Below are 23,368 nucleotides of genomic sequence, written 5' to 3' on the forward strand. Positions count from 1 at the left end.
GTGGACGGCGGGGTGACGCGCCGAGTCCACCACATCCAGGTGGCCCCCAGGTGAACGAGAGGCGGCGGGCCGTCCGGCCCGCCGCCTCTCGTCGTGTGCACGCGGATGGTGAGGGATTCGAACCCTCGGCACGGGGTCACCGCGCACCGGTTTTCAAGACCGGCTCCTTCGGCCGCTCGGACAACCATCCCGGGCCTGACAGCGACGGCGTGGGCCGCCGCGTCGAGGACCCACTCTAGCCCGTGGCCCGGCGGGCGACCGGTGGCGAGTCCGGCCCCCGCGCGCGAGGATGGACCCTCGACCCCCGACCAGAGGAGGAGACCCCATGGACGTCCCCGCACAGATGCACGCCGTGCGATTCACCGGGGCCGGCGGCAACGGCGTCGTCCGCGTGGGCCAGGAGCCCGTGCCAGACCCCGGCCCGGGCGAGGTGCTGGTGCAGGTGGCCGCCGCGGGTCTCAACCGCGCGGACATCGCGCAGCGCGAGGGCCGCTATCCGCCGCCGCGCGGCGCCTCCGAGATCCCCGGGCTCGAGGTCTCCGGCACCGTGGCGGCGCTGGGACCCGAGGCCGGGATGCCGGGTGAGGGGCGCTTCGCCGTCGGTGACCGGGTGTGCGCGCTCCTGGCCGGCGGCGGCTTCGCCGAGTACGTCGCCGTGCCGGCGGGCCAGCTCATGGCCGTCCCCGACGGCGTCGGACTCGTCGAGGCGGCGGCCCTGCCGGAGGTGGCCTGCACGGTGCACTCGACGCTCGTGGGCCGGGCAGGCGTCCAGGCCGGGGACCGGGTGCTCGTGCACGGCGCCACCGGCGGCATCGGCTCCTTCGCCGTCCAGTTCCTCACCGCGCTCGCCGCACGGGTGCTGGGCACCGCCGGCGGCCCGGAGAAGGTGGCGCTCGGCCGGCGGCTGGGCGCCGAGCACATGTTCGACCACCGCGCCGCCGAGTCCGGTGCCTTCGCCCCGTGGGTCAAGGAGGTCACGGACGGCCACGGCGCGGACGTCATCCTCGACGTCGTCGGCGCCCCGTACCTGGCACCCAACGTGTCCGCGCTCGCCCCCGAGGGACGCATCGTGACGCTCGCGGTCCAGGGCGGCGCCGTCCCGGAGGACTTCAACATCATGAAGCTGGTGGTCAAGCGCGGCTGGCTCACGGGGGCGACGCTCCGCTCCCGCTCGGTCGTGGACAAGGCCGGGATCGTGGCCGCGGCCGAACGTGCCGTGTGGCCCCTGGTGGCGGCGGGCCGCATCGACGCGAGCGTCGGGGCGTGCTTCCCGCTCGCCGAGGCCGCCGAGGCGTTCGACTGGTTCGACTCCGCCACCCGCACGGGCAAGGTCGTGCTCGTCACCGACCCCGCCGATGCGCGCCGGCCGTCCGGCGACCGCGCATGAGGGGGCCCTTCGCACGCTTCCGTCAGGAGCGTGCCGACGACCGCGAGCTCGGCACGGGGCTGTGGCGCCGTGCCCACGACCGCCTCGGCCGGGCCCTGGACCGCTACTGGCAGGTGCTGGAGGGCCAGCGGGGTACGGACGTGCTGAGCCCCGAGGAGCGCAACGGCGTGGTCCACGCCGGCAACGTCCTCACGGAACGGCTCCCCGCGGTCCGTGCCCTGTGCGCCCGCCTGCACCGGGACCACGAGGGCGACGGCGAGCACATCCCGGCCGAGGCCGCCGACGTCCACCGTGAGCTCTCCCGCGCCGCGCACGAGCTGGCGGCCACCGCCCAGGCCCTCGCCCTGTACCGGCTCGGTCAGGGTTCGGCGGAGTCGGTCGGCCGGCACGCCGAACGCACCCTCGGCCACCTGGACCGGGCGGAGGAGCTGGGAGCCGGGCTCTGACGGCGGCGCGCCCCGGAGGGCCGGCCCGGAGACGAGAGGACCCCGCCGCGTGATCACGCGGCGGGGTCCGGGGGAGCCCCCTGCCGGATTCGAACCGGCGACCTGCTCTTTACGAGGGAGCTGCTCTGGCCAGCTGAGCTAAGGAGGCACGTGACCGTCAACGGCCACGGCTGACGAGCATACCGGTTTCGCGGCCCCGATTCCACCGCGCGGCCGGGTGCGCGGGCCACCGAGTGTGGCCCGCCCCTTCTGCGGGCGTTCACCCCCGGGCCATGCCGCGGCCAGACGGGGACGGTTCCCTGGTGGGCACACACCGTCGACGGGAGACGCATGAGCCTGCCCCACGCCCCTCGCACCCCGGCACCCCCCGCCGCGGCCTCGTCAGCCGTGCCCCTCCGCCTGGCCGTGGTGGACATGTCCGGCACGTCCATCGTGGAGCACGGGCTCCAGGACACGGCGTTCGCCCGCACGTTGGACCAGCACGGCGTCCCGGCGGGCACGCCGGAGCACGACGACGCCGCGCGGCGGTTCCGTGCGCTCCGGCCCACCTCGCGCACGGCCGTGTTCCCCCGCGTGTTCGCCGACCGGGCGGTGGCCGCGGCGGCGACCCGCACGTTCGAGGCGACCTTCGACGCGCTGTTGGGCCAGCACGGCGTCCAGGCCGTGCCGGGTGCGGAGGAGGCGCTCGTCCGCCTGCGCGCCCTCGGCCTCCACGTGTGCCTCTGCACCGGCTACGCCCGCCACACCCAGAACATGATCCTCGAGTCGCTGGGGTGGATGGGCCTGGGGGATCTGAGCCTGTCCCCGGACGACGCCGGCCGCGGCGTCCCCTACCCGGACATGATCCTCACCGCCCTGCTCGGTCTCGACCTCGACGACGTCCGCAGCGTCCTCGTGGTCGGGGACACCGCGGAGGACATGACGGCCGGGCGCCGCGCGGGGGCCGGACTCGTGGTCGGCGTGCGCACGGGTCGCGACGCGGACGACGTCCTGCTGGCGGCGGGCGCGGACCGGGTGGTGCCGGGCCTGGCCGACGTGCCGGACCTGGTGGCCCGCACCCGCTGAGCCGGCGCCGGTCCACCCCGCGCGGCCGCTCAGCGACGTCGCGGGGTGCGCACTCGCCGGGGCAGCAGCGCCAGCATCAGGGCTTCGAGGGCCAGCTGCTCCGGCACGTTGGCGGCGATGCGCCCGCGGGCCGTGGCGACGGCGTCGATCCGGGCGAGCACCTCGGCCGAGTCACCGGCGGCGCCGCGGGCGTACGCCTCGATCTCGCCCCGGCGGTGCTCGTTGATGAGCTCGCCGTCGGCCCCCAGCTGCACGCGCAGCACATCCCGGAACAGGCCCATGACGTCGATCATGGCCCGGTCCAGCGAGTCCCGGACGGCGCGGCGCCGCCGGCGGGTCTGGTCCTCCTCGAGCCGTTTGACGTGGTGGCGGAGCTTGGGCGGGACGGGCTCGACGGGCTCGAGGCCCAGGGAGCGGCGCAGCGCCTCGAGCTCCTCGGCGTCCCGGGCCTCGGCGGCGGACTCGGCCTCGGCCTTGGACACCTCGGCCAACGTGGCGGCCAGGGCCATCGCGTCGGAGACGGCGGTGGCCTGGAGCGGCAGGGAGAGGATGCGCTCGCGGCGTTCGAGGGCCTCCGGGTCCCGCGCGAGGCGGCGGGCCATGCCCACGTGCGACTGGGAGATCCGGGCGGTGGTGAGCGCCGTCTCGCGGTCCAGCCCGTCGCGGCGGTGCAGCAGCTCCGCCACCTGCTCCACGGCGGGGATGCTCAGCGTGATCAGACGGCAGCGGGAGCGGACGGTGGGGAGCACGTCCGCGGGGGACGGGGTGCACAGCATCCAGATCGTGCGGGCCGGCGGCTCCTCGATGGCCTTGAGGAGCACGTTCGTGGCGCGCTCCGTCATGCGGTCCGCGTCCTCCATGAGGAAGATCCGCCAGCGCCCGGTCGCGGGGGTGGACTGGCCGGCCTCCACGAGGGCGCGGACGTCCTCGATCCGATAGCTCACCGCCTCGGTGGCCAGCACGGTCACGTCCGGGTGGGTGCCGCCGAGGACGGTGCGGCATGCGTGGCACTCGCCACAGCCGCGCGCCGCCGGGTCCGCGACCTCGCACTGCAGGGCCGCGGCGAACGCGCGCGCCGCCGTCGACCGGCCGGAACCGGGCGGGCCCGTGAACATCCAGGCGTGGGTGGGACGGTCCGCGGCCGCGGCGCGGCGCAGCTGGGCCACCGCGGCCTCCTGGCCCGCGAGGTCCGCGAACACGGCGGGGGCGGGGGCCGTCATCGGTCGGCCGCCTGGGCGGTGACGCGGGCCAGCGCGCGGGCGGTGAGCTCCTGCGGCGGCAGCGCGCCGTCGAGCACGAGGTACCGCTCGGGCGCGGCCGCCGCGCGCGCGAGGAAGGCGGCGCGCAGGGCCTCGTGCCGGTCCGCCGTCTCCCGCTCCATGCGGTCGGGTGCGCCCTCGCCCCCCGCCGCGCGGCGGTCACGCCGGTCCGCGGCGGTGGCCGCGTCCACGTCGATCAGCACCGTCAGATCGGGGACGAGGCCGTCCGTGGCCCACTCGTTCAGGGCGGCGATCCGCGCCTCGCCCAGCCCGCGCGCCGCGCCCTGATAGGCCACGGACGAGTCCACATACCGGTCCGTGACGACGACGGCGCCCCGGGCCAGCGCGGGGCGCAGCGTGCGGACGGCGTGGGCGGACCGGGCCGCGGCGAACAGCAGCGCCTCGGTGCGGGGGTCCACGGGGGCGTGCTCGGGGTCCAGCAGCAGCTCCCGCAGCGTCTCACCCAGGTCCGAGCCGCCGGGCTCGCGCGTGAGCACCACCTCGTGGCCCGCGGCGCGCAGGGCCTCGGTCAGGGCGCGGGCCTGGGTGGACTTGCCGGATCCGTCCGGCCCCTCGACGGCGACGAACAGGCCGCGATGCTCGGTCTGGGTGCTCACGCCTCGAGCCTAGACGCCGCCCCGGACGGGGAAGGAACCCGGCCGGGCCGACCGCCTAGACTGACCGGCATGAGCGCCCCCATGCACGTCGCCCTCCTCTTCGACCACTGGCTGTTCCGCGTCCTGGCGATCGCCGCGCTCGTGCTCGAGGTCTGGGCGCTGGTGGATGTCGTCCGGCGCCGCCCCGACGACTTCGCCCGCATCGGGGGCCGGGACAGGAGCTTCTGGCTGATCCTGACCGGCGTCGCCGCCGTCGTCGGGCTCCTCGGCGTGCTCGCGGGCGGCGGGATGGGCATGTTCGGCCTCGTGGCCGCGTGCGTGGCGTGCGTCTACCTCGCCGGCCCCCGCCAGGACATGGGCCCGGCCCTGCGCCGCTGAGGGACCCGCGCCGTCGGCGGCGCCCTCATGACGACGGCGCCACCGCCGCCCAGCGCACGCTCAGCTCCCCGCGCCGCCACTGGTGCGGGCCGCCCAGCACGGGCCAGCCCGCCGAGCGCAGCGTGCCGACCGTCGCCAGCCACCGCTGCCGCGTCCCGTAGGCCGCGAGCGGGGCGTGCGCGGCCCACGCGGCGTCGGCCTCCGCCAGGAGCCGATGGACGGGCTCGCCGGGCACGTGCCGGTGGATGAGGACCTTCGGCAGGCGCGCCGCCACGTCCGAGGGGCGGGCGAAGGACCCCAGCCTGAGGGCCACGGTCAGGCTCGCCGGCCCGTCCCGGCGCAGATCCACCCAGGCCGCCCGCCGACCGTCCTCGGAGCACGTGCCCTCCACGAGGACGCCGTCGTCGGCGAGCCCCGCGCACAGCAGGGACCAGATCGCGGGCACGTCCTCCTCCCGGTACTGGCGCAGCACATTGAACGCGCGCACCACGGTGGGCGGCCGCGGCACGGGCAGCTCGAAGCCGCCGACCGCCCAGGTGACCCCCGGCAGGTCGCCGGCCCGCTCCCGGGCCCGGGCCACCCGAGCGGGGTCGATCTCGAGGCCCACCAGCTCGAGGGCCGGGTTCTGCACGCGCAGCCGCTCGGCCATCTCGACGGCGGTCACCGGCTCCGCACCGAAGCCCAGGTCCACGGCCAGCGGGCGGGGAGTGCGCCGCAGCAGGGGCCCGTGCACGTCCGTGAGCCAGCGGTCCACCCGGCGCATCCGCTGCGCCGCCGTCGTGCCGCGGGTGATGTGGCCCTGCGGGCCCCGTGCCGGGACTGGGCCGGGCGTCGTGCCCGCGCGCAGCCGCCGGGTCTTCTCCACCATGGGCTCCAGCGTAGGGGAGCGGCGGGACGGGGCCGCCTAGGATGGTGACATGGCGAACACCACGTACACGCTGGTCCTGCTGCGGCACGGTCAGAGCGAATGGAACGAGAAGAACCTGTTCACCGGCTGGGTGGACGTCCCGCTGACCGAGAAGGGGCGCGCCGAGGCCGCCCGCGGCGGTGAGCTGCTGGAGGCGGAGGGCATCCACCCGGACGTGGTCCACACGTCCCTGCTCAAGCGCGCCATCACCACGGCCAACCTGGCCCTCGAGGCCGCGGACCGCCAGTGGATCCCGGTCAAGCGCAGCTGGCGCCTGAACGAGCGCCACTACGGCGCCCTCCAGGGAAAGGACAAGGCCCAGGTGAAGGAGGAGTTCGGCGAGGAGCAGTTCATGGTCTGGCGCCGCTCCTTCGACACCCCGCCGCCCGCCCTGGACGACGACTCCGAGTTCTCCCAGGCCGGCGACGAGCGCTACGCGGACCTGGGCAAGGACGCCCCCCGCACCGAGGCCCTCAAGCAGGTCATCGACCGCCTGCTGCCCTACTGGGAGGAGCAGGTCCTGCCCGACCTCAAGGCCGGCAAGACCGTGCTGATCGCCGCGCACGGCAACTCGCTGCGCGCGCTGGTCAAGCACCTGGACGGCATCTCGGACGAGGACATCGCGGGCCTGAACATCCCGACGGGCATCCCGCTGGTCTACGAGCTGGACCAGAACTTCAAGCCGATCACCGCGAACGGCCGCTACCTCGACCCGGAGGCCGCCGCGGCCGGCGCCGCCGCCGTGGCCGCCCAGGGCTCCGCGCACTGACGCGCCCGACGACGACGGGCCGGGCCCCCGCTCGGGGGCCCGGCCCGTGACGGCGGGGACGTCAGGAGCCGGTGGCGTCCGGGCGGTGGGTCGCCCACTCGCCCGTGACGAGATAGCGCACCTTGGCGGCCACGGACAGGCCGTGGTCCGTGAACCGCTCGAGGTAGCGGGAGGCCAGCGTGACGTCCGTGGTGGTGGCCGGCGTCGCGCTCCAGTCCGGGGCGGCGATCGCGCGGAAGACGGACACGTGCAGCGCGTTGACGTCCTCGTTGAGGGCGTCGATCCGGTCCCCGTGCGCCAGGTCCTGGGTTTCGAGCAGCAGGACGACCTCCTCGGCCACCTCCACGGCGGCGTCGCACATCGCGGTGAACACGGTCCGGACCGGTTCCGGGATGACGTGCTCGGGGTAGCGCAGCCGGGTCAGCTGGGCCACGTGGCGGGCGAGGTCGCCCATGCGCTCGAGCGAGGAGCTCATCCGCAGCGTGGCGACGACGGTGCGCAGGTCCGTGGCCACGGGCGCCTGCAGCGCCAGGATGCGCACGGCCTGCTCGTCGAGGGACTCCTGCAGCTGGTCGATCCGCGCGTCCTCCGAGATGACCCGTTCGGCGCCGTGCACGTCGGCCGCCTCGAGGGCGGCCTGCGCGTCCATCACGGCGCGGTGCACGAGGCGGGCGATCTCGGTCAGGTCGCGGCCCAGCCGTTCGAGGTCGGCTCGGTAGAGCTCGCGCATGGTCTCCTCTCCCCGGCGACGCCCGTGCGCCGCCGACCCCGAGTCCGCGGGGCAGCGGCCCATCCTGGCAGGGCAAGATGAACGGCCCATGAACGCCGATCGTCCGGCGTCTGGCGAGGCCTGGGCAGCCCGTCTCCGGGCCGCCAGAGGCTAGTCTGGTGCCGTGGATCCCGTCATCATCGGCCTGCTGTGCGGAGCGGTCGGACTGTTCACCGGAGTGGCCTCCATGCTGGCCTTCCGGGCGTCCGAGCGCTCGCGGACGGTGGACCTGACGGTCGGCGAACCCACCCTGGCGCCGGGCGCCGCCGAGGTCCTCTCCGTGGTCGGCCGCGCGTACGCGGTGGTGGACGACGTCGACGGCGTGGTGCGCGCGAACCCCGCGGCCTACGCCCTCGGCCTCGTGCGGGGGCACTCGCTCGTCCAGGACCAGCTGCGGGAGCTCACGCGGACCGTGCGGGCCGACGGCGTCATCGTCGAGCGCCGCATGGAGCTGCCCCGAGGACCCCTCGGGCAGTCGAGCCTCGTCGTCGAGCTGCGCGTGGCCCCGCTGGACGAGGAGTACATCCTGATCCTCGCCGACGACCGCACGGACGTGACCCGCACCGAGGCCATGCGCCACGACTTCGTCGTCAACGTCTCGCACGAGCTCAAGACGCCGGTGGGTGCCATCTCCCTGCTCTCCGAGGCCATCGGCGACGCCGCGGAGGACGACGAGGCGGTGCGTCGCTTCGCCGCACGGCTGGGCGTCGAGTCCCGCCGGCTCACGGCCCTCGTGCAGGACATCATCGAGTTCTCCCGGCTGCAGGCCAAGGACGTGGTCCAGGACGGAGGGCCCGTGGACCTCAACGCCGTCGTCGCCGACGCCGTGGACCGCCTGCGTCTGACCGCCGAGGACCGCGGCATCGCGCTGCGCGTGGGCGGCCGCGTGGACGCGGTGGTGCACGGGGACCAGGACCAGCTGATGACCGCGGTGCGCAACCTGGTAGACAACGCGGTGCGCTACTCCCCGGAGGGCACCACGGTGGGCATCGGCCTGAGCTCCGTGGACGGGCTCGCGCAGGTCACCGTCACGGACCAGGGCATCGGCATCAGCCCGGAGGAGCAGGAGCGGGTCTTCGAACGCTTCTACCGCGTGGACGCGGCGCGGTCACGCCAGACGGGCGGCACGGGCCTGGGGCTGAGCATCGTCAAGCACGTCGTCATCAACCACGGAGGGGAGGTCACCCTCTGGTCCCAGCCGGGCCGCGGGTCGACCTTCACCATCCGCCTGCCCGAGTGGGGGGACGGTGTCGCCGTCGACGGCGCGCCGGGCGCCGCCCACGTCACCGAGCGGCGCGGTCACCGGGTGACCGCCTCGGCCGCACCCCCGACCCGGAAGGAGACGAGCGCATGAGCCGCATTCTGATCGTGGAGGACGAGGAGTCGTTCAGCGACCCCCTGTCCTACCTCCTGGAGAAGGAGGGGTTCGAGGTCACCGTCGCCGCCGACGGCAACGAGGCGCTGAGCGTCTTCGAGCGCGACAGCGCGGACCTGATCCTCCTGGACCTGATGCTCCCGGGGATGTCCGGCACCGAGGTGTGCCGTCAGGTGCGCCAGCGCTCCAACGTCCCCGTGATCATGCTGACCGCGAAGGACTCGGAGATCGACAAGGTCGTCGGCCTCGAGCTCGGGGCGGACGACTACGTGACCAAGCCGTACTCCTCGCGTGAGCTGGTGGCCCGCGTCCGCGCCGTGCTGCGCCGTCAGGGGGAGCAGGAGGAGCCGATGTCGGCGACCATCAGCGCCGGCCCCGTGCGCATGGACGTCGAGCGGCACGTCGTCTCCGTGGACGGCGAGCAGGTGTCCCTGCCGCTCAAGGAGTTCGAGCTGCTGGAGATGCTGCTGCGCAACGCCGGGCGCGTGCTCACCCGCGGCCAGCTGATCGACCGCGTGTGGGGCTCCGACTACGTGGGGGACACCAAGACCCTCGACGTGCACGTGAAGCGCCTGCGCTCCAAGATCGAGCCCGATCCCTCGAGCCCCCGCTACCTCGTCACGGTGCGCGGCCTGGGCTACAAGTTCGAGGCCTGACCGGCGCGCTCCTCCCGGGACGACGACGGCCCCGGCTCCACCTCGCGGTGGGGCCGGGGCCGTGGCGTGCCGGGCGCGGGCCCGACGGAGGTCAGTGCTCCTCGCCGTAGTGGTGGGTCTCCTCGTGGAGGTGCCCGACGAGATCCTCGTCTGCGGGCTCGACGCCCTCGGGGAGCAGGTCACGGTACTGCTCCTGGGTGGCGCTCAGCAGCGGGACGGCCAGGTCGGCGGTGCCGCCGTTGCCGGAGACGGTCACGGGCAGGATCTCGCCGACCCACACGCCCTCGCGCTCCAGGACGGTCGTGTTCGCGTCGTCCTCGAGCTTGCGGCTCTCGCCGGCGGGGACCCTCAGGGTCGCGGAGCTGCCGCCCTCGGCCTGGAAGGTGTAGGTCTGGTCCTGGCCGGAGGTGTTCTCCACGGTGCCGATCAGGCGGGCGGGACCCGACTCGCCGTCGCCGACGAGGGCGAGGTTGCGGTAGCTCAGGAAGTCCTGCTCCTGGCCGTTGATGCCGTCCGAGGGGGAGTACGGGATGGCGGTGGCGATCGGGTTGAAGGCGGAGCAGCCGGTGGCGCCCAGCAGGGCGACCGCGGCCAGCGCACCTGCGGCGAGGTGGCGCCGGGCGGGCCGGGATGCGTTCTTCACAGAGGTCTCCTCAGGTGCGATGACGTGCTCAGGTGCCCCGAGGCAGGGGCCCTGCGAGGTCAGGCTACCGCATCCCGGGACGCCGGCCGGCCTGTGGCGCTGGGTCGTCCACTATCACATCCGGGGGCCGAAGAGGTGACGGCACGCGCGGCATGACGAGGCCGCATGATAGAATGAGACGACTGAAAGGGGCACAACAACATGGTTTTTGAGGTCGGAGAGACCGTCGTCTACCCCCATCACGGTGCTGCGCGGATCGAGGAGATCAAGATGCGCACCATCAAGGGGGAGGAGAAGATGTACCTCAAGCTCAAGGTGGCGCAGGGAGACCTGACCATCGAGGTCCCTGCGGAGAACGTCGACCTCGTCGGCGTGCGTGACGTCGTGGATGCGGAGGGACTCGAACACGTCATGGAGGTCCTGCGCGCCGAGCACGTGGAGGAGCCGACCAACTGGTCCCGCCGCTACAAGGCGAACCTGGAGAAGCTCGCCAGCGGCGACGTCAACAAGGTGGCCGAGGTCGTCCGCGACCTGTGGCGCCGCGATCAGGACCGAGGCCTGTCCGCCGGTGAGAAGCGCATGCTCTCGAAGGCCCGCCAGGTGCTCGTGTCCGAGCTGGCGCTGGCCAAGAAGGTCACCGAGGAGGAGGCCGAGGGTCGCCTGGACAAGGTGCTCGAGGGCTGACGGGCAGCACACGGCCGGGGAGGGGTCCGCGTCCACGACGCGGGCCCCTCCCCTGTCTCGTCCCCGGCCCGTCCGGCGCCGCCCTGGGGGTCCCGGGCCACGGGTACCGGCGCGCTCCCTAGGATGAGGCCATGCCCACCGCCCTCGTGATCGCCGCCGCCGGCGCCGGCACCCGCCTCGGCGCCGGGCTGCCCAAGGCCCTCGCCCCCCTCGCGGACGGGCGCACCCTCCTGCGCCACTGCCTGGAGTCCGTCGCCGCCGCGCGCGCCGCCGGGCTCGCCCTGGACGCCGTCGTGGTGCTCACCCCGCCGACGGAGGTCGACGCCGGCCGCGTGGCCGCCGAGGTCGACGCCGGCCCGCGCCTGGACGTGCCCGTGCACTGCGTGCCCGGCGGCGCCGAGCGCGCGGACTCGGTCCGCGCCGGACTCGCCGCGGCCTCCCGCGCTCTGGCCGACTTCGCCCCGGCGGGGGCGCCCCGCCGTGTCCTCGTCCACGACGCGGCCCGCGCGCTGACCCCGCCGAGCGTGTTCGGGGCCGTCACGGCGGCGCTCGAGACCGGCGCGGTCGCCGCGGTCCCGGGCCTGCCGCTGACGGACACCGTCAAGCAGGTCACCCCCGGCCGGGGCGGGGTCGACGTCGTCGCGGCCACGCCGGCCCGCGCCGGACTGCGCGCGATCCAGACGCCGCAGGGCTTCGACCTGGACACCCTGCTGGCGGCCCACGAGGCCGTGCGCGCGGACCCCACGCTCGACGCCGCGGCGCTCACCGACGACGCGATGGTCATGGAGGCCGCGGGGCACGAGGTCGTGGTGGTGCCCGGCGACCCGGCCGCGTTCAAGGTCACCGCCCCTGGCGACCTCGACCTCGCCCGCCTCGAGCTCGCCCGCCGCGCCCCCCAGGAGGAGGCTCCCATGGACCAGCCCGCCCGCCCCGCCGCCGCGCCCGCCCCCCTGCCGCGCGTGGGGATCGGCACCGACGTGCACGCGTGGGCACCCGAGGACGCCCCCCGGCCCCTGTGGCTCGGCGGCATCCACTGGCCCGGCGAGCGGGGCGTGGCCGCGACCTCGGACGGGGACGTGGTCGCCCACGCGGCGTGCAACGCCCTGCTCTCCGCCGCCGGCCTCGGCGACCTCGGGGCCGTGTTCGGCGTCGACCGGCCCGAGATGGCGGACGCCTCCGGCGCGGACATGCTCCGCGAGGTGCTGCGCCTGCTGACGGAGGCGGGCCTCGCCGTCGGGAACGTGGCGGTCCAGGTGGTCGCGCCCCGGCCCAAGGTGGGCACGCGCCGCGCGGAGATGGAGGCCGCCCTGTCCGCCGCCCTCGGCGGGGCCCCCGTGTCCGTCTCCGCCGCCACCACGGACCGGCTGGGGTTCATCGGGCGCAGGGAGGGGCTGGTCGGGATCGCGACCGCGCTCGTCGTCCCTGCGGCCTGAGCCCGCGCCGGCGCACCGACTAGGCTGGCAGAGCCCCGTCAGGACCCCGCCCCTCCGGAAGGACCGCGCCCCCATGGCCCAGCGCTTCTACGACACCCGCACCGCGCAGATCCGGGACTTCGAGCCCCTCGTGCCCGGCGAGGCGTCGGTGTACTACTGCGGGGCCACGGTGCAGGGCATGCCGCACGTGGGCCACGTGCGCAGCGCGATCGTGTTCGACATCCTCATCCGCTGGCTCGAGGCCACCGGGCTGCGCGTCACCTCGGTGCGGAACGTGACGGACATCGACGACAAGATCCTCGACCGCTCGGCCGCCTCCCACGAGGCCGGCTTCGAGGCCTCGGACCTCTACCCGGCCCGCGAGCCGTGGTGGGCCCTGGCCTACCGGTTCGAGAAGGCATTCGACGCCGCCTACCTCGCCCTCGGCGTCCGCCGTCCCACCTACGAGCCGCGCGCCACCGGCCACGTGCCCGAGATGTTCGCGCTCATCGAGCGCCTGATGGAGCGCGGCCACGCCTACCCCGCGCAGGACGGCTCGGGCGACGTCTACTTCGACGTCCGGTCCTGGGAGCGCTACGGCGAGCTCACCCGCCAGCGCGTGGAGGACATGCAGGACGCGCCCGACGCCGACCCGCGCGGCAAGCGCGACCCCCACGACTTCGCCCTGTGGAAGGGCGCCAAGCCCGGTGAGCCCGCCACCGCCGTGTGGGAGTCGCCCTGGGGAGCCGGCCGCCCCGGATGGCACCTGGAGTGCTCGGCCATGTCCACGAAGTACCTCGGCGCCGAGTTCGACATCCACGGCGGCGGCCTGGACCTGCGGTTCCCGCACCACGAGAACGAGCTGGCCCAGTCGGCGGCCGCCGGGGACGGCTTCGCCCGCTTCTGGCTGCACAACGGGCTCGTCACCTACGGCGGCGAGAAGATGTCCAAGTCCGTGGGCAACACGATCTCCCCCGAGGAGATGCTCGGCATGGCCCGCCCGACGGCGGTGCGCTACTTCCTGGGGCAGGCCCACTACCGCTCCCAGCTCGACTACCGGCCCGGCGCCCTCGACGAGGCCGAGGCCGTCGTCGAGCGCATCGAGGGCTTCACGGCCCGCGCCCGCGCCGCCGGCGCCGTCCCGCCCGCCCCCGACGGGGCGCTCGCGGACCGCGTGCCCGCCGCCTTCCGCACCGCCATGGAGGACGACCTCAACGTGCCCCAGGCGCTCGCGGCCCTGCACGAGGCCGTGCGCGCCGGCAACTCGGCGCTGGCCGGGCAGGACCTCGACGCCGCGGCCGCCCGCCTGGCCGAGGTGGAGGCCATGACCGCGGTGCTGGGCCTGGACGACGTGCCCGAGGGCGACGACGCCGCGGCCGGCCCGGTGTCGGACGCACTCGACTCGCTCGTCCGCTCGCAGATCGAGGCGCGGGCGCAGGCCCGCGCGGACAAGGACTGGGCCACCGCGGACCGCATCCGGGACGCGCTGGCCGCGGCCGGCGTCGTGGTGGAGGACGGTGCCGACGGCGCCACATGGCGCCTGGCGGACTGACACCTAGACTGGAGGGCGATCCGGCGGCGCCCCGCGTGCCGCCGCCCCCGTCCCCGGCACGCAGGAGTCCCGCCATGTCCACCGCCCCCCGCTCCGGCGGATCCCGCAAGCCCAAGGGCAAGAAGGGCCCCATGAAGGGCACCGGCGGCCACGGTCGCAAGGCGCTCGAGGGCCGCGGACCCACCCCCAAGGCCGAGGACCGGGTCTACCACAAGGCACACCGTGCCAAGCAGCTGGCCGAGCGCTCGGCCGCCAAGCGCGGCTCCGTGACGGACCAGGTCCGCGGCCGCGTGAAGCTCACGGATGAGACGGTCTCCGGCCGCAACCCCGTGCTCGAGGCGCTGCGCGCGGGCATCCCCGCCAAGGCGCTGCACGTGGCCGTGCGCATCGAGATGGACGACCGCGTCAAGGAGGCCCTGCGCCTCTGCCTCGAGCAGGGCGTGCCGGTCCTGGAGAACACCAAGCCGGAGCTGGACCGCCTCTCCGGGGAGGCCGTGCACCAGGGCATCGTGCTGCAGATCCCGCCCTATGAGTACGCGGACGCCACGGCCCTGGCCCTCGACGCGCTCGCGAAGCACGAGAAGGGGCACCTGCGGACACCGCCGCTGCTGATCGCGCTCGACGGCATCACCGACCCCCGCAACCTCGGCGCCATCATCCGGGCCGGCTCCGCGTTCGACGCGGACGGCGTGATCGTGCCCGAGCGGCGCTCCGTCGGCGTGACCGCCACCGCCTGGCGCACCTCGGCCGGCGCGGCCGCGCGGGTGCCCGTGGCCCAGGCCGGCAACCTGAACACCACCCTCGTCGACCTGCACAAGGCCGGTTACTTCGTGCTGGGTCTCGACGGCGGCGGGGACGTCTGCCTGCCCGGGCTCGCCCTGGCCACGGAGCCGCTCGTGCTCGTGGTGGGGGCCGAGGGCAAGGGTCTGTCCCGCATGGTGCGGGAGCACTGCCAGCAGATCGTGTCCATCCCGATCGACTCGACGATGGAGTCCCTCAACGCCTCGATGGCGGTGGGCATCTCCCTGTACGAGATCTCGGTGCAGCGCGCCGGCGGGCGCTGACCTCCACGGCGCCCCCGCCCGGGATGACGGCCAGGCGGGGACGCGGGTGTCGCACACGGCGCCGGCGGGGGCAGAGTGTCTACAGTGACGCCGATCACATGGCAGGATGTCGCGTGGATACGCGCACGTCTTGCCTGTGATGCGTGTCACCGCGCACAGTGTCTGCACTGTGTCCGACGGGCCCCCGTCGGCGAGCGCATCCCGCACCGCACCATCAGAACGAGGTCCGTCTCATGAAGCACCGCTCCCTCCCCCTCACCGCCGCCCTCGCCCTCGCCGCCCTCGGGCTCACGGCGTGCGGCGACTCCGGCTCCGGCGGCTCCGGCTCGTCCTCCGCCGCCGGCGGCGACGGCTCCTACACCGTGGGCATCAACCAGCTCGTCTCCCACCCGGCGCTCGACGGCGCGGCCGAGGGCTTCAAGGAGGCGTTCGAGGACGCCGGCCTGGACGTGACGTTCGAGGAGCAGAACGCCCAGAACGAGCAGGCCACGGTCACCTCCATCGCCTCCACCTTCGCCAACGACGCGGACGTGGACCTCGTGGCCGCCATCGCGACCCCCGCCGCGCAGGGCACCGCCTCGGCCGTGAAGGACAAGCCGGTCGTGTTCATGGCGGTCACCGACCCCAAGGGCGCCGAGCTCGTGGCCTCGGACGAGGCCCCGGGCGGCAACGTCACCGGCGTCTCGGACCGCAACCCGGTCAAGGAGCAGCTGCAGCTGCTCAAGGACGTGAAGCCGGACGCCACGACCGTCGGCATCGTCTACAACTCCGGCGAGGCCAACTCCAAGGTCCAGGTGGACCAGGCCAAGGAGGCCGGCAAGGAGCTGGGCCTCGAGGTCAAGGAGGCCACCATCACCAACTCGTCCGAGGTCCAGCAGGGCGTGCAGTCCCTGTCCGGCGTGGACGGCATCTACGTGCCCACGGACAACGCCGTCGTCTCGGCGCTGGAGACCGTGGTGGGCTACGGCAAGGAGCAGCGCGTCCCCGTCATCTCGGCGGACATCGACTCCGTCGAGCGCGGCGCCCTGGGCACGTACGGCATCGACTACACGGCGCACGGCAAGCAGGCCGGCGAGATGGCCGTGAAGATCCTCAAGGACGGCGCGAAGCCGGCCGAGCTGCCCGTGGGCTACGCCGACCCGGCCAACCTGCAGCTCGTGCTGAACCCGACGGCCGCCGAGGCCTACGGCGTCGAGATCCCCGCCGAGCTCACGGACAGGGCCGACCAGCTCGTCGAGGGCTGATCCCGCGCCTGCCCGCCTCCGCGGCGGCCCGGACCACGGGGTCCGGGCCGCCGCGGAGCACGTCGGCGGCCGGCCCACCCCGTCCCGCCGTCGTCCGTCCCCCTCGCACCGCCCGAAAGGCACCCACCCCATGCTGACCGCAGTGGAACTGGGTCTGATCTACGCCGTCGTCGCGCTCGGCGTGTACCTGACCTTCCGCATCCTCGACTTCCCCGACCTCACGGTGGACGGCTCGTTCACCACCGGCGCCGCCACGGCCGCCGTGCTCATCACGGGCGGCACGCCGGTGCCCCTGGCCATGCTCGCCGCCTTCGTGGCGGGCGCGCTCGCGGGCCTCGTCACCGGCCTGCTGCACACCAAGGGCCGGATCGACGGCCTGCTCGCCGGCATCCTCACGATGATCGCGCTCTACTCGATCAACCTGCGGATCATGGGCAAGGCCAACATCCCCCTGCTCGGCCAGGACACCCTGTTCACGTGGCTCGACGACCTGGGCCTGGCCCGGAACTGGGGCTCGATCCTCGTGCTCTTCCTCGGCGTGTTCGTGGTGAAGCTGATCCTCGACTGGTTCCTGCACACGGACCTGGGCCTCGCCCTGCAGGCGACCGGTGACAACGAGGAGATGATCCGCTCGTACGGCGTCTCCACGGACCGGATGAAGATCCTCGGCCTCATGATCTCCAACGGCCTCGTGGCCCTCGGCGGCTCCCTGCTGGCCATGTACCAGGGCTTCGCGGACATCTCCATGGGCATCGGCCTCATCCTCGTGGGCCTGGCGTCCGTGATCGTGGGCCAGGCCGTGTTCGGCCAGCGCACGGTCTTCTGGGCGACGCTCGCCGTGATCGTCGGCGCCGTGCTCTACCGCCTGATCATCCAGTTCGCCCTCAACGCGGGCCTGAGCCCGAACGACATGAAGCTGATCTCCGCGGCTCTCGTCGTCGTGGCCCTGCTGCTGCCGCGCTTCGGCTTCGCCAAGCGCCTGAGCCTGCGCACTCGGGGCACGGCCGCGACCCCGGGGCCGGCCGCCGCCGCACCGGCCACCGCCGGCATGCCCCTGACCGGCGAGCCGGGCGGCGCCACCCCCGCCGCATCCGCCCCCGAGGAGGCCCCCCGTGCTTGAGATCTCGCAGGTCTCCAAGACCTTCTTCCCGAACACCGTCAACGAGCGGCGCGCGCTGCAGGACATCGACCTGCACCTGGCCGAGGGCGACTTCGTCACCGTGATCGGCTCGAACGGCGCCGGCAAGTCCACGATCCTGAACACGATCGCAGGCAAGCTGCTCCCGGACACCGGCACCGTGGCCGTGGGCGGCAAGGACGTCACCCGCATGCCGGACCACCGCCGCGCGGCCTCGATCGGCCGGGTGTTCCAGGACCCGACGGCGGGCACGGCCCCGAACCTCACGATCGAGGAGAACATGGCCCTGGCCTGGCGACGCGGGCACGCCCGCGGGCTCTCGCGGGGCGTCTCCCGCGCCCGGCGCGCGATGTTCCGCGACGAGCTCACGAAGCTCGAACTCGGCCTGGAGAACCGCCTCACCGCCAAGGTGGGGCTGCTCTCCGGGGGCCAGCGTCAGGCGTTGAGCCTGCTCATGGCCACGTTCTCCGGCCCGAAGATCCTGCTGCTGGACGAGCACACCGCCGCCCTGGACCCGTCCCGGGCGGAGCTGGTGACCCGCCTGACCCGGCAGGTGGTGGCCGAGCACCGGCTCACCACGCTGATGGTCACGCACAACATGTCCCAGGCCCTCGAGGTCGGCAACCGGCTGATCATGATGCACGACGGCCGGATCATCCTCGAGCTGGACGAGCAGGAGAAGGCCGGGCGCACCCCGGCGGACCTGTTGGCCGAGTTCGGCAAGATCAAGGGCGCCGTCGTGGACGACAAGACCATGCTGTCCTGAGCGCTCCGTCCGGCCTCCCCGTCCCCGGCCCGCCCCTCCGCCCCACGGCGGGCGGGCGGGCCGGCCGTTCTCACCGGCGCGGCCGCGGGGTAGCGTCGTGGCGTGAGCACCGTGAAGCCCGACACCCAGAGCGCCGCCGCAGCCGATGTCCGCCTCCAGACCGTCACGGGGCGCATCCCGGTGATGGACGTGCAGCCCGTGGTGCTGGACGGCCGGTTCCCGGCCAAGGCCGTGGTCGGCGAGGACATCCCCGTCCGCGCCACCGTGTTCCGCGAGGGCCACGACTCCGTGCGCGCCACCGTCCGCCTGCTCGACCCGGCCGGCGCCGAGGTGCAGCGCGTGCAGATGCGTCCGGGCCGGCCCGGGCTGGACGAGGTCGTGGCCACGCTGCGGCCCGCCGAGCCGGGCCTGCACCAGTTCGTGGTCGAGGGCTGGGACGACCCGGTGGGCTCGTGGAAGCACGCGGCCACCGTCAAGATCGCCGCCGGCATCGACGTGGAGCTGATGCTCGCCGAGGGCGCCGCCCTGTTCCGCCGGGCCGCCGAGGACGCGGAGCGCTCGGCCGAGGACCGCGCCGTGTTCGAGGAGGTCGTTCGCGGCCTCGAGGACGAGTCCCTCATCCCGGCCCAGCGCCTGGCCTCCGCCGAGTCGGCGGAGGTGTCCGCCGTCCTCCACGCCCGCCCCGTGCGGGAGCACCTCACGAGCTCCGAGCTCTACCCGCTGGACGTGCAGCGTGAGCTCGCCGGGCGCGGCGCCTGGTACGAGTTCTTCCCCCGCTCCGAGGGCGCCCGCTTCGACGAGGCCACCGGCACGTGGTCCTCCGGCACCTTCGCGACGGCGGCCCGCCGGCTCCCGGCGGTCGCCCGGATGGGCTTCCAGGTGGCCTACCTGCCGCCGATCCACCCGATCGGCACCTCGCACCGCAAGGGTCCGAACAACACGCTGACGGCCGGGCCGCAGGACCCGGGCTCGCCGTGGGCGATCGGCGCGCCCGAGGGCGGACACGACGCCGTGCACCCGGACCTGGGCACCGTCGAGGACTTCGAGGCGTTCGTGGCCGCGGCCGCGGACGCGGGCCTCGAAGTGGCCCTGGACCTGGCCCTGCAGTGCTCCCCGGACCACCCGTGGGTCGCCGCGCACCCGGAGTGGTTCACCACCCGCGTGGACGGCACCATCGCGTACGCGGAGAACCCGCCGAAGAAGTACCAGGACATCTACCCGCTGAACTTCGACAACGACCCGGACGGCCTCGCCCAGGCGGTGCTGGACGTGGTGCGGGGCTGGGTCGCCCGCGGCGTGCACATCTTCCGCGTGGACAACCCGCACACCAAGCCCCTGTGGTTCTGGGAGTGGCTGATCGCGAAGGTCCGCGCCGAGGAGCCGCGCGCCGTGTTCCTCGCCGAGGCCTTCACCCGTCCCGCGATGATGCACGCCCTGGGCAAGGTCGGGTTCCAGCAGTCCTACGGGTACTTCACCTGGCGGAACACCGCCGAGGAGCTCGCGGAGTACCTCCAGGAGATCTCGCACGAGACGCCGGCGTTCTACCGCCCCAACCTCTTCGTCAACACGCCGGACATCCTCACGGAGTACCTGCAGCACGGCGGCCCGGGCGCGTTCCGGATCCGCGCCGTCGTCGCCGCGATGGCCAGCCCGCTGTGGGGCGTCTACGCCGGGTTCGAGCTGTTCGAGCACGTGGCCCGGCCCGGCGCGGAGGAGTACATCGACAACGAGAAGTACGAGTACCGGCCCCGGGACTGGGAGGGCGCGGAGGCCGCGGGTGCCTCGCTCGCCCCGTACCTCACCCGGCTCAATGAGATCCGCGCGGCGCACCCGGCGCTGGGCGACCTGCAGAACCTGACCCTGCACGCCTCGACGCACCCGGACCTGCTCGTGTTCTCGAAGACGCGCTCGGCCCGGCCCGAGGGCGCGCACCGGGACGCCGAGGCGGTCACCGACGTCGGTCCCGCGGAGGACACCCTGATCGTCGTCGTCACCACGAACCCGCACGACGTCGTCGAGGCGACCCTGGACCTGGACCTCGAGGCGCTGCGTCTGCGCCCCGAGGACCGCGACGCGTCCGGGGCCGTCGAGGTGGAGGACCTGCTCACCGGCCAGCGCTGGCAGTGGGGCCGCACCCCGTACGTCCGCCTGGACCCGAACGTCGAGCCCGCCCACGTCCTGCGGGTCGTCCGGAACGGCTGAGCCGCTCCCGACGCCCGCCGTCCCCAGAACAGGAACCGCCATGACCCCGTCCGCCGCCCCCCGTCCCGCCGTCGCCCCGCTCGCCGTGGACCCGGAGGTGCTGGCCGCCGTCGCGCAGGGCCGGCACCACGATCCGCACACCGTGCTGGGCGCCCACCCGCATCCCGACGGCGCCGCGGTCACCTACCGTGTGCTGCGCCCGCTGGCGCGCACGGTCACGGTGGTCCGCGCCGGCGACGGGCAGCGGGTGGAGCTGACGCACGAGCACGACGGCGTGTTCGCGGGCGTGGCCCCGACGCCCCGCGTGGCCGGGGCCGCCGCAGGCGACTACCGCGTCGAGGTGGTGTACGAGACCGAGGACGGCACGACCGGCCCCGTCCAGGAGCAGGACGACGCGTACCGGCACCTGCCCACGCTCGGCGAGCTGGACCTGCACCTGATCGGGGAGGGCCGGCACGAACGGCTGTGGGAGGTGCTCGGCGCGCGCGTGGTCCGCACCTCCGCCGACGAGGCCGTCGGCACGGCCTTCGCGGTCTGGGCGCCGAACGCGCGGGCCGTGCGCGTGGTGGGCGACCACAACGGCTGGGACGGCCGGACCCACGCCATGCGGTCCCTCGGCTCCTCCGGCGTGTGGGAGCTGCTGGCGCCCGGCGTCGGTCACGGCGACCGCTACAAGTTCGAGATCCTCGGCCGGGACGGGCTCTGGCGGCAGAAGGCGGACCCGATGGCCCGCTGGACGGAGGTCCCCCCGGCCACGGCCTCGCGTGTGCTGGAGTCCGACTACGCCTTCGGGGACCGCACCTGGATGGAGCGCCGCCGCGTCACGGACCCGCACGAGCGCCCGCTGAGCATCTACGAGGTGCACCTGGGCTCGTGGCGGCCCGGGCTCGACTACCGCGAGCTGGCCGAGCAGCTCGTGGAGTACGTGCAGTGGCTGGGGTTCACGCACGTGGAGTTCCTGCCGGTCGCGGAGCATCCGTTCGGCGGGTCCTGGGGCTACCAGGTGACCGGCTACTACGCCCCCACCTCCCGGTTCGGCTCCCCGGACGAGTTCAAGCACCTGGTGGACGCGCTGCACCAGGCGGGGATCGGCGTCATCGTGGACTGGGTGCCGGCGCACTTCCCGAAGGACGAGTGGGCGCTCGCGCGCTTCGACGGGACCGCCCTGTACGAGCACCCGGACCCGCGGCGGGGCGAGCATCCGGACTGGGGCACCCTCGTGTTCGACTTCGGCCGCACCGAGGTCCGCAACTTCCTCGTGGCCAACGCGCTCTACTGGCTCGGCGAGTTCCACATCGACGGGCTGCGTGTGGACGCCGTCGCCTCGATGCTCTACCTGGACTACTCGCGCGAGGACGGGCAGTGGGAGCCCAACGTGCACGGCGGCAACCACAACCTCGAGGCCATCGACTTCCTGCGCGAGGTCAACGCGACCGTGTACCGCCTGCACCCCGGCGTCCACATGATCGCGGAGGAGTCCACGGCCTTCTCCGGGGTGAGCGCTCCCGTGGACGCGGGCGGTCTCGGCTTCGGCAAGAAGTGGAACATGGGCTGGATGCACGACACCCTGGCCTACCTGTCCCAGGACCCGGTCAACCGCCGGTGGCACCACGGGCAGTGGACGTTCTCCATGGTGTACGCCTACTCGGAGAACTACGTGCTGCCGCTGTCCCACGACGAGGTCGTCCACGGCAAGGGCTCTCTGCTGGGCCGCATCCCGGGCGACCGCCGGCAGCAGCTGGCCACCCTGCGCGCCTACTACGGGTACATGTGGGCGCACCCCGGCAAGCAGCTGCTGTTCATGGGCGGGGAGTACGCGCAGCCGAGCGAGTGGTCCGAGGGAGAGGGCCTGGACTGGCCCGTCTCATGGGACGAGGCGCACCGCGGGGTCCAGCTGACGATCCGGGAGCTCAACGCGCTCTACCGCAGCAAGCCGGCGCTGTGGTCGCTGGACCACAGCCCGGAAGGATTCTCGTGGGTGGACGGCGGCGACGCTGACGGCAACACGCTCGTATTCCTCCGCATGCCCGCGGCGCAGGTGGTGCCGGAGCCGCGGATCGACGACGACGGCGACGCGGTCCCGGCCGCCGAACCGGGCGGCGCCCCGCTGCTGTGCATCACCAACCTCTCGGGGTCGCCGCGTCAGGGCCTCCGGGTGGGGGTGCCGTCCGCGGGGGAGTGGACGGTGGTGCTGGACACCGACGCGATCGACTTCCACGGAGACGGCTGGCGGGAGCAGACCGGCCAGTCCGAGGTGGTCACTGCCCATGAGGGCCAGTGGCAGGGCCAGCCGGCCCACGTCACGGTGAACGTGCCGGCGCTGACCACCCTGTGGCTCCAGCCGAACCCGGACACGACGGGCACGCACTGAGGCGTGGTGCACGTCACGATCGGCGGTCTTGGCGCGGGAGCGTCGAACGGGGCTGGCCAGGCCGAAGGAATCCGCGAGAACAGGCGGAAGTCGACCGCCCGCCCGGGACTGCACGCGGGGTGTCACCCCTGATTTTGTGTTCGGTGGGATTCGGGTGTAGAGTTCCATCTCGTGCTCAAGACGCCGACCGGGTGACCGGGAGGCGGGGTGAAGAACACAGAATCCGCGGATTCATGCCGAGAATGGCAGGTCCAGGGCGGGTGGTGCTCACCGGGTGCGCGGCCGGCAGTGATGCGGGTCGGGATTCCTGAAGAAGATGATCTGGTTTGACAGCCGGGGATCATGTGGTAAGGTTTTCGAGGCCTTCCACGTGGATGGTCCGGTGAGTGTCTGGCCCCGCGGAAGCGGAGTTGACATTGTCGGATCGCGTGGTAAGGTTTTCTAGCCCGGCCATGTGAACGGACGGTGAATGCTTCGGACACGGAGTTGACACGGTCGAAACGGATGGTCTAGGATGGAGAAGTTGCTCCAGAGCGAAACGGCCCGCGGAGCGGGTCGCTGAAGCTGGAAGCGCCTGTTGTTTGAGAACTCAATAGTGTGCCAAGTTTGTTGATGCCAATTGTTTTAACACATATTGGTTGATCGTCGCCTGCCACCCCCGTGG

General features: G+C 73.7%; 21 protein-coding genes and 2 tRNA genes. 16 read left to right on the forward strand and 7 right to left on the reverse strand.

What is annotated here, in order from left to right; all coding sequences use genetic code 11:
• Positions 1-102: 102 nt before the first annotated feature.
• Positions 103-190 (reverse strand) — tRNA-Ser (locus MLUT_RS13365).
• A 135-nt stretch (positions 191-325) separates the two neighbouring features.
• Between MLUT_RS13365 and MLUT_RS13370 the strand changes: the two genes are divergently transcribed.
• Together MLUT_RS13370 and MLUT_RS13375 are read left to right on the forward strand one after the other, a co-directional pair.
• Positions 326-1,387: an NAD(P)H-quinone oxidoreductase gene (locus MLUT_RS13370; protein WP_010079460.1), complete on the forward strand. Its 1,062-nt coding sequence runs from the start codon at positions 326-328 to the stop codon at positions 1,385-1,387.
• On the forward strand, positions 1,384-1,833 hold the full coding sequence (locus MLUT_RS13375; protein WP_010079459.1) for a hypothetical protein: 450 nt from the start codon (positions 1,384-1,386) through the stop codon (positions 1,831-1,833). Before MLUT_RS13370 ends, MLUT_RS13375 begins: the two co-directional genes overlap by 4 nt.
• 74 nt (positions 1,834-1,907) lie before the next feature.
• Here MLUT_RS13375 and MLUT_RS13380 read toward each other — a convergent pair.
• A tRNA-Thr gene (locus MLUT_RS13380) sits at positions 1,908-1,981 on the reverse strand.
• A gap of 182 nt (positions 1,982-2,163) precedes the next feature.
• Between MLUT_RS13380 and MLUT_RS13385 the strand changes: the two genes are divergently transcribed.
• Complete coding sequence (locus tag MLUT_RS13385) at positions 2,164-2,898, forward strand: HAD family hydrolase (RefSeq protein WP_012750738.1); 735 nt, start codon at positions 2,164-2,166, stop codon at positions 2,896-2,898.
• A gap of 29 nt (positions 2,899-2,927) precedes the next feature.
• On the opposite strand, the gene MLUT_RS13390 is transcribed toward MLUT_RS13385, so the two are convergent.
• Both MLUT_RS13390 and tmk read right to left on the reverse strand, forming a co-directional pair.
• Positions 2,928-4,118: a DNA polymerase III subunit delta' gene (locus MLUT_RS13390; protein WP_010079457.1), complete on the reverse strand. Its 1,191-nt coding sequence runs from the start codon at positions 4,116-4,118 to the stop codon at positions 2,928-2,930.
• On the reverse strand, positions 4,115-4,774 hold the full coding sequence (gene tmk / locus MLUT_RS13395; protein ID WP_010079456.1) for a dTMP kinase: 660 nt from the start codon (positions 4,772-4,774) through the stop codon (positions 4,115-4,117). The genes MLUT_RS13390 and tmk overlap by 4 nt, the downstream gene beginning before the upstream one ends.
• 81 nt (positions 4,775-4,855) lie before the next feature.
• Here tmk and MLUT_RS13400 point away from each other — a divergent pair, with 81 nt between their 5' ends.
• Positions 4,856-5,152: a DUF2516 family protein gene (locus MLUT_RS13400; protein WP_012750739.1), complete on the forward strand. Its 297-nt coding sequence runs from the start codon at positions 4,856-4,858 to the stop codon at positions 5,150-5,152.
• Between the two features lie 25 nt (positions 5,153-5,177).
• Here the strand turns inward: MLUT_RS13400 and MLUT_RS13405 are convergent, their stop codons facing one another.
• Positions 5,178-6,020: a hypothetical protein gene (locus tag MLUT_RS13405; RefSeq protein WP_010079454.1), complete on the reverse strand. Its 843-nt coding sequence runs from the start codon at positions 6,018-6,020 to the stop codon at positions 5,178-5,180.
• Between the two features lie 49 nt (positions 6,021-6,069).
• Between MLUT_RS13405 and MLUT_RS13410 the strand changes: the two genes are divergently transcribed.
• The gene (locus tag MLUT_RS13410) at positions 6,070-6,828 is read left to right on the forward strand and encodes a phosphoglyceromutase (protein ID WP_010079453.1); all 759 of its coding nucleotides are present in this window, start codon (positions 6,070-6,072) and stop codon (positions 6,826-6,828) included.
• 61 nt (positions 6,829-6,889) lie between these two features.
• Here MLUT_RS13410 and phoU read toward each other — a convergent pair whose 3' ends face one another.
• A complete protein-coding gene (gene phoU / locus MLUT_RS13415) occupies positions 6,890-7,558 on the reverse strand; it encodes a phosphate signaling complex protein PhoU (RefSeq protein WP_010079452.1) in 669 nt (222 codons plus the stop codon).
• Positions 7,559-7,721: 163 nt separating this feature from the next.
• Between phoU and MLUT_RS13420 the strand changes: the two genes are divergently transcribed.
• Together MLUT_RS13420 and MLUT_RS13425 are read left to right on the forward strand one after the other, a co-directional pair.
• Positions 7,722-8,951, forward strand: a complete 1,230-nt coding sequence (locus tag MLUT_RS13420) for a sensor histidine kinase (protein WP_010079451.1) — start codon at positions 7,722-7,724, stop codon at positions 8,949-8,951.
• The gene (locus MLUT_RS13425; protein ID WP_002858071.1) at positions 8,948-9,628 is read left to right on the forward strand and encodes a response regulator; all 681 of its coding nucleotides are present in this window, start codon (positions 8,948-8,950) and stop codon (positions 9,626-9,628) included. The genes MLUT_RS13420 and MLUT_RS13425 overlap by 4 nt, the downstream gene beginning before the upstream one ends.
• 91 nt (positions 9,629-9,719) lie before the next feature.
• On the opposite strand, the gene MLUT_RS13430 is transcribed toward MLUT_RS13425, so the two are convergent.
• Entirely contained in the window at positions 9,720-10,271 is a 552-nt protein-coding gene (locus MLUT_RS13430) for a hypothetical protein (RefSeq protein WP_010079450.1), read from the reverse strand.
• Between the two features lie 201 nt (positions 10,272-10,472).
• On the opposite strand from MLUT_RS13430, the gene MLUT_RS13435 reads away from it, so the two are divergent.
• The 9 genes from MLUT_RS13435 to glgB all read left to right on the forward strand — a co-directional run bounded on the left by MLUT_RS13435 (position 10,473) and on the right by glgB (position 22,704).
• A complete protein-coding gene (locus MLUT_RS13435) occupies positions 10,473-10,955 on the forward strand; it encodes a CarD family transcriptional regulator (protein ID WP_002858073.1) in 483 nt (160 codons plus the stop codon).
• A gap of 131 nt (positions 10,956-11,086) precedes the next feature.
• On the forward strand, positions 11,087-12,388 hold the full coding sequence (ispF, locus tag MLUT_RS13440) for a 2-C-methyl-D-erythritol 2,4-cyclodiphosphate synthase (protein ID WP_012750740.1): 1,302 nt from the start codon (positions 11,087-11,089) through the stop codon (positions 12,386-12,388).
• Between the two features lie 73 nt (positions 12,389-12,461).
• A complete protein-coding gene (gene cysS, locus MLUT_RS13445) occupies positions 12,462-13,919 on the forward strand; it encodes a cysteine--tRNA ligase (RefSeq protein WP_010079446.1) in 1,458 nt (485 codons plus the stop codon).
• A gap of 74 nt (positions 13,920-13,993) precedes the next feature.
• The gene (rlmB, locus tag MLUT_RS13450) at positions 13,994-14,983 is read left to right on the forward strand and encodes a 23S rRNA (guanosine(2251)-2'-O)-methyltransferase RlmB (protein ID WP_010079445.1); all 990 of its coding nucleotides are present in this window, start codon (positions 13,994-13,996) and stop codon (positions 14,981-14,983) included.
• 233 nt (positions 14,984-15,216) lie between these two features.
• On the forward strand, positions 15,217-16,227 hold the full coding sequence (locus tag MLUT_RS13455) for an ABC transporter substrate-binding protein (RefSeq protein WP_010079444.1): 1,011 nt from the start codon (positions 15,217-15,219) through the stop codon (positions 16,225-16,227).
• A gap of 130 nt (positions 16,228-16,357) precedes the next feature.
• Positions 16,358-17,347, forward strand: coding sequence for an ABC transporter permease (locus tag MLUT_RS13460; RefSeq protein WP_010079443.1), 990 nt, complete (start codon positions 16,358-16,360; stop codon positions 17,345-17,347).
• Positions 17,340-18,131, forward strand: a complete 792-nt coding sequence (locus MLUT_RS13465; protein ID WP_012750741.1) for an ABC transporter ATP-binding protein — start codon at positions 17,340-17,342, stop codon at positions 18,129-18,131. The genes MLUT_RS13460 and MLUT_RS13465 overlap by 8 nt, the downstream gene beginning before the upstream one ends.
• A 102-nt stretch (positions 18,132-18,233) precedes the next feature.
• Positions 18,234-20,333 (forward strand): alpha-1,4-glucan--maltose-1-phosphate maltosyltransferase, encoded by a 2,100-nt coding sequence (locus tag MLUT_RS13470; protein WP_010079441.1) that lies wholly within the window; start codon positions 18,234-18,236, stop codon positions 20,331-20,333.
• A gap of 40 nt (positions 20,334-20,373) precedes the next feature.
• Positions 20,374-22,704 carry a 1,4-alpha-glucan branching protein GlgB gene (gene glgB / locus MLUT_RS13475; RefSeq protein ID WP_012750742.1) on the forward strand — a complete coding sequence of 777 codons (2,331 nt, stop codon included), beginning with the start codon at positions 20,374-20,376 and terminating at the stop codon, positions 22,702-22,704.
• Positions 22,705-23,368 lie beyond the last annotated feature (664 nt).

Origin of the sequence: Micrococcus luteus NCTC 2665, from assembly GCF_000023205.1 — a bacterium.
Lineage (GTDB): Bacteria > Actinomycetota > Actinomycetes > Actinomycetales > Micrococcaceae > Micrococcus > Micrococcus luteus.

Coding starts and splice junctions, on each gene's coding strand:
- MLUT_RS13370 (WP_010079460.1), top strand. CDS start 326: ATGGACGTCCCCGCACAGATGCACGCCGTGCGATTCACCGGGGCCGGC.
- MLUT_RS13375 (WP_010079459.1), top strand. CDS start 1,384: ATGAGGGGGCCCTTCGCACGCTTCCGTCAGGAGCGTGCCGACGACCGC.
- MLUT_RS13385 (WP_012750738.1), top strand. CDS start 2,164: ATGAGCCTGCCCCACGCCCCTCGCACCCCGGCACCCCCCGCCGCGGCC.
- MLUT_RS13390 (WP_010079457.1), bottom strand. CDS start 4,118: ATGACGGCCCCCGCCCCCGCCGTGTTCGCGGACCTCGCGGGCCAGGAG.
- MLUT_RS13400 (WP_012750739.1), top strand. CDS start 4,856: ATGCACGTCGCCCTCCTCTTCGACCACTGGCTGTTCCGCGTCCTGGCG.
- MLUT_RS13405 (WP_010079454.1), bottom strand. CDS start 6,020: ATGGTGGAGAAGACCCGGCGGCTGCGCGCGGGCACGACGCCCGGCCCA.
- MLUT_RS13410 (WP_010079453.1), top strand. CDS start 6,070: ATGGCGAACACCACGTACACGCTGGTCCTGCTGCGGCACGGTCAGAGC.
- phoU (WP_010079452.1), bottom strand. CDS start 7,558: ATGCGCGAGCTCTACCGAGCCGACCTCGAACGGCTGGGCCGCGACCTG.
- MLUT_RS13425 (WP_002858071.1), top strand. CDS start 8,948: ATGAGCCGCATTCTGATCGTGGAGGACGAGGAGTCGTTCAGCGACCCC.
- MLUT_RS13435 (WP_002858073.1), top strand. CDS start 10,473: ATGGTTTTTGAGGTCGGAGAGACCGTCGTCTACCCCCATCACGGTGCT.
- ispF (WP_012750740.1), top strand. CDS start 11,087: ATGCCCACCGCCCTCGTGATCGCCGCCGCCGGCGCCGGCACCCGCCTC.
- cysS (WP_010079446.1), top strand. CDS start 12,462: ATGGCCCAGCGCTTCTACGACACCCGCACCGCGCAGATCCGGGACTTC.
- rlmB (WP_010079445.1), top strand. CDS start 13,994: ATGTCCACCGCCCCCCGCTCCGGCGGATCCCGCAAGCCCAAGGGCAAG.
- MLUT_RS13455 (WP_010079444.1), top strand. CDS start 15,217: ATGAAGCACCGCTCCCTCCCCCTCACCGCCGCCCTCGCCCTCGCCGCC.
- MLUT_RS13460 (WP_010079443.1), top strand. CDS start 16,358: ATGCTGACCGCAGTGGAACTGGGTCTGATCTACGCCGTCGTCGCGCTC.
- glgB (WP_012750742.1), top strand. CDS start 20,374: ATGACCCCGTCCGCCGCCCCCCGTCCCGCCGTCGCCCCGCTCGCCGTG.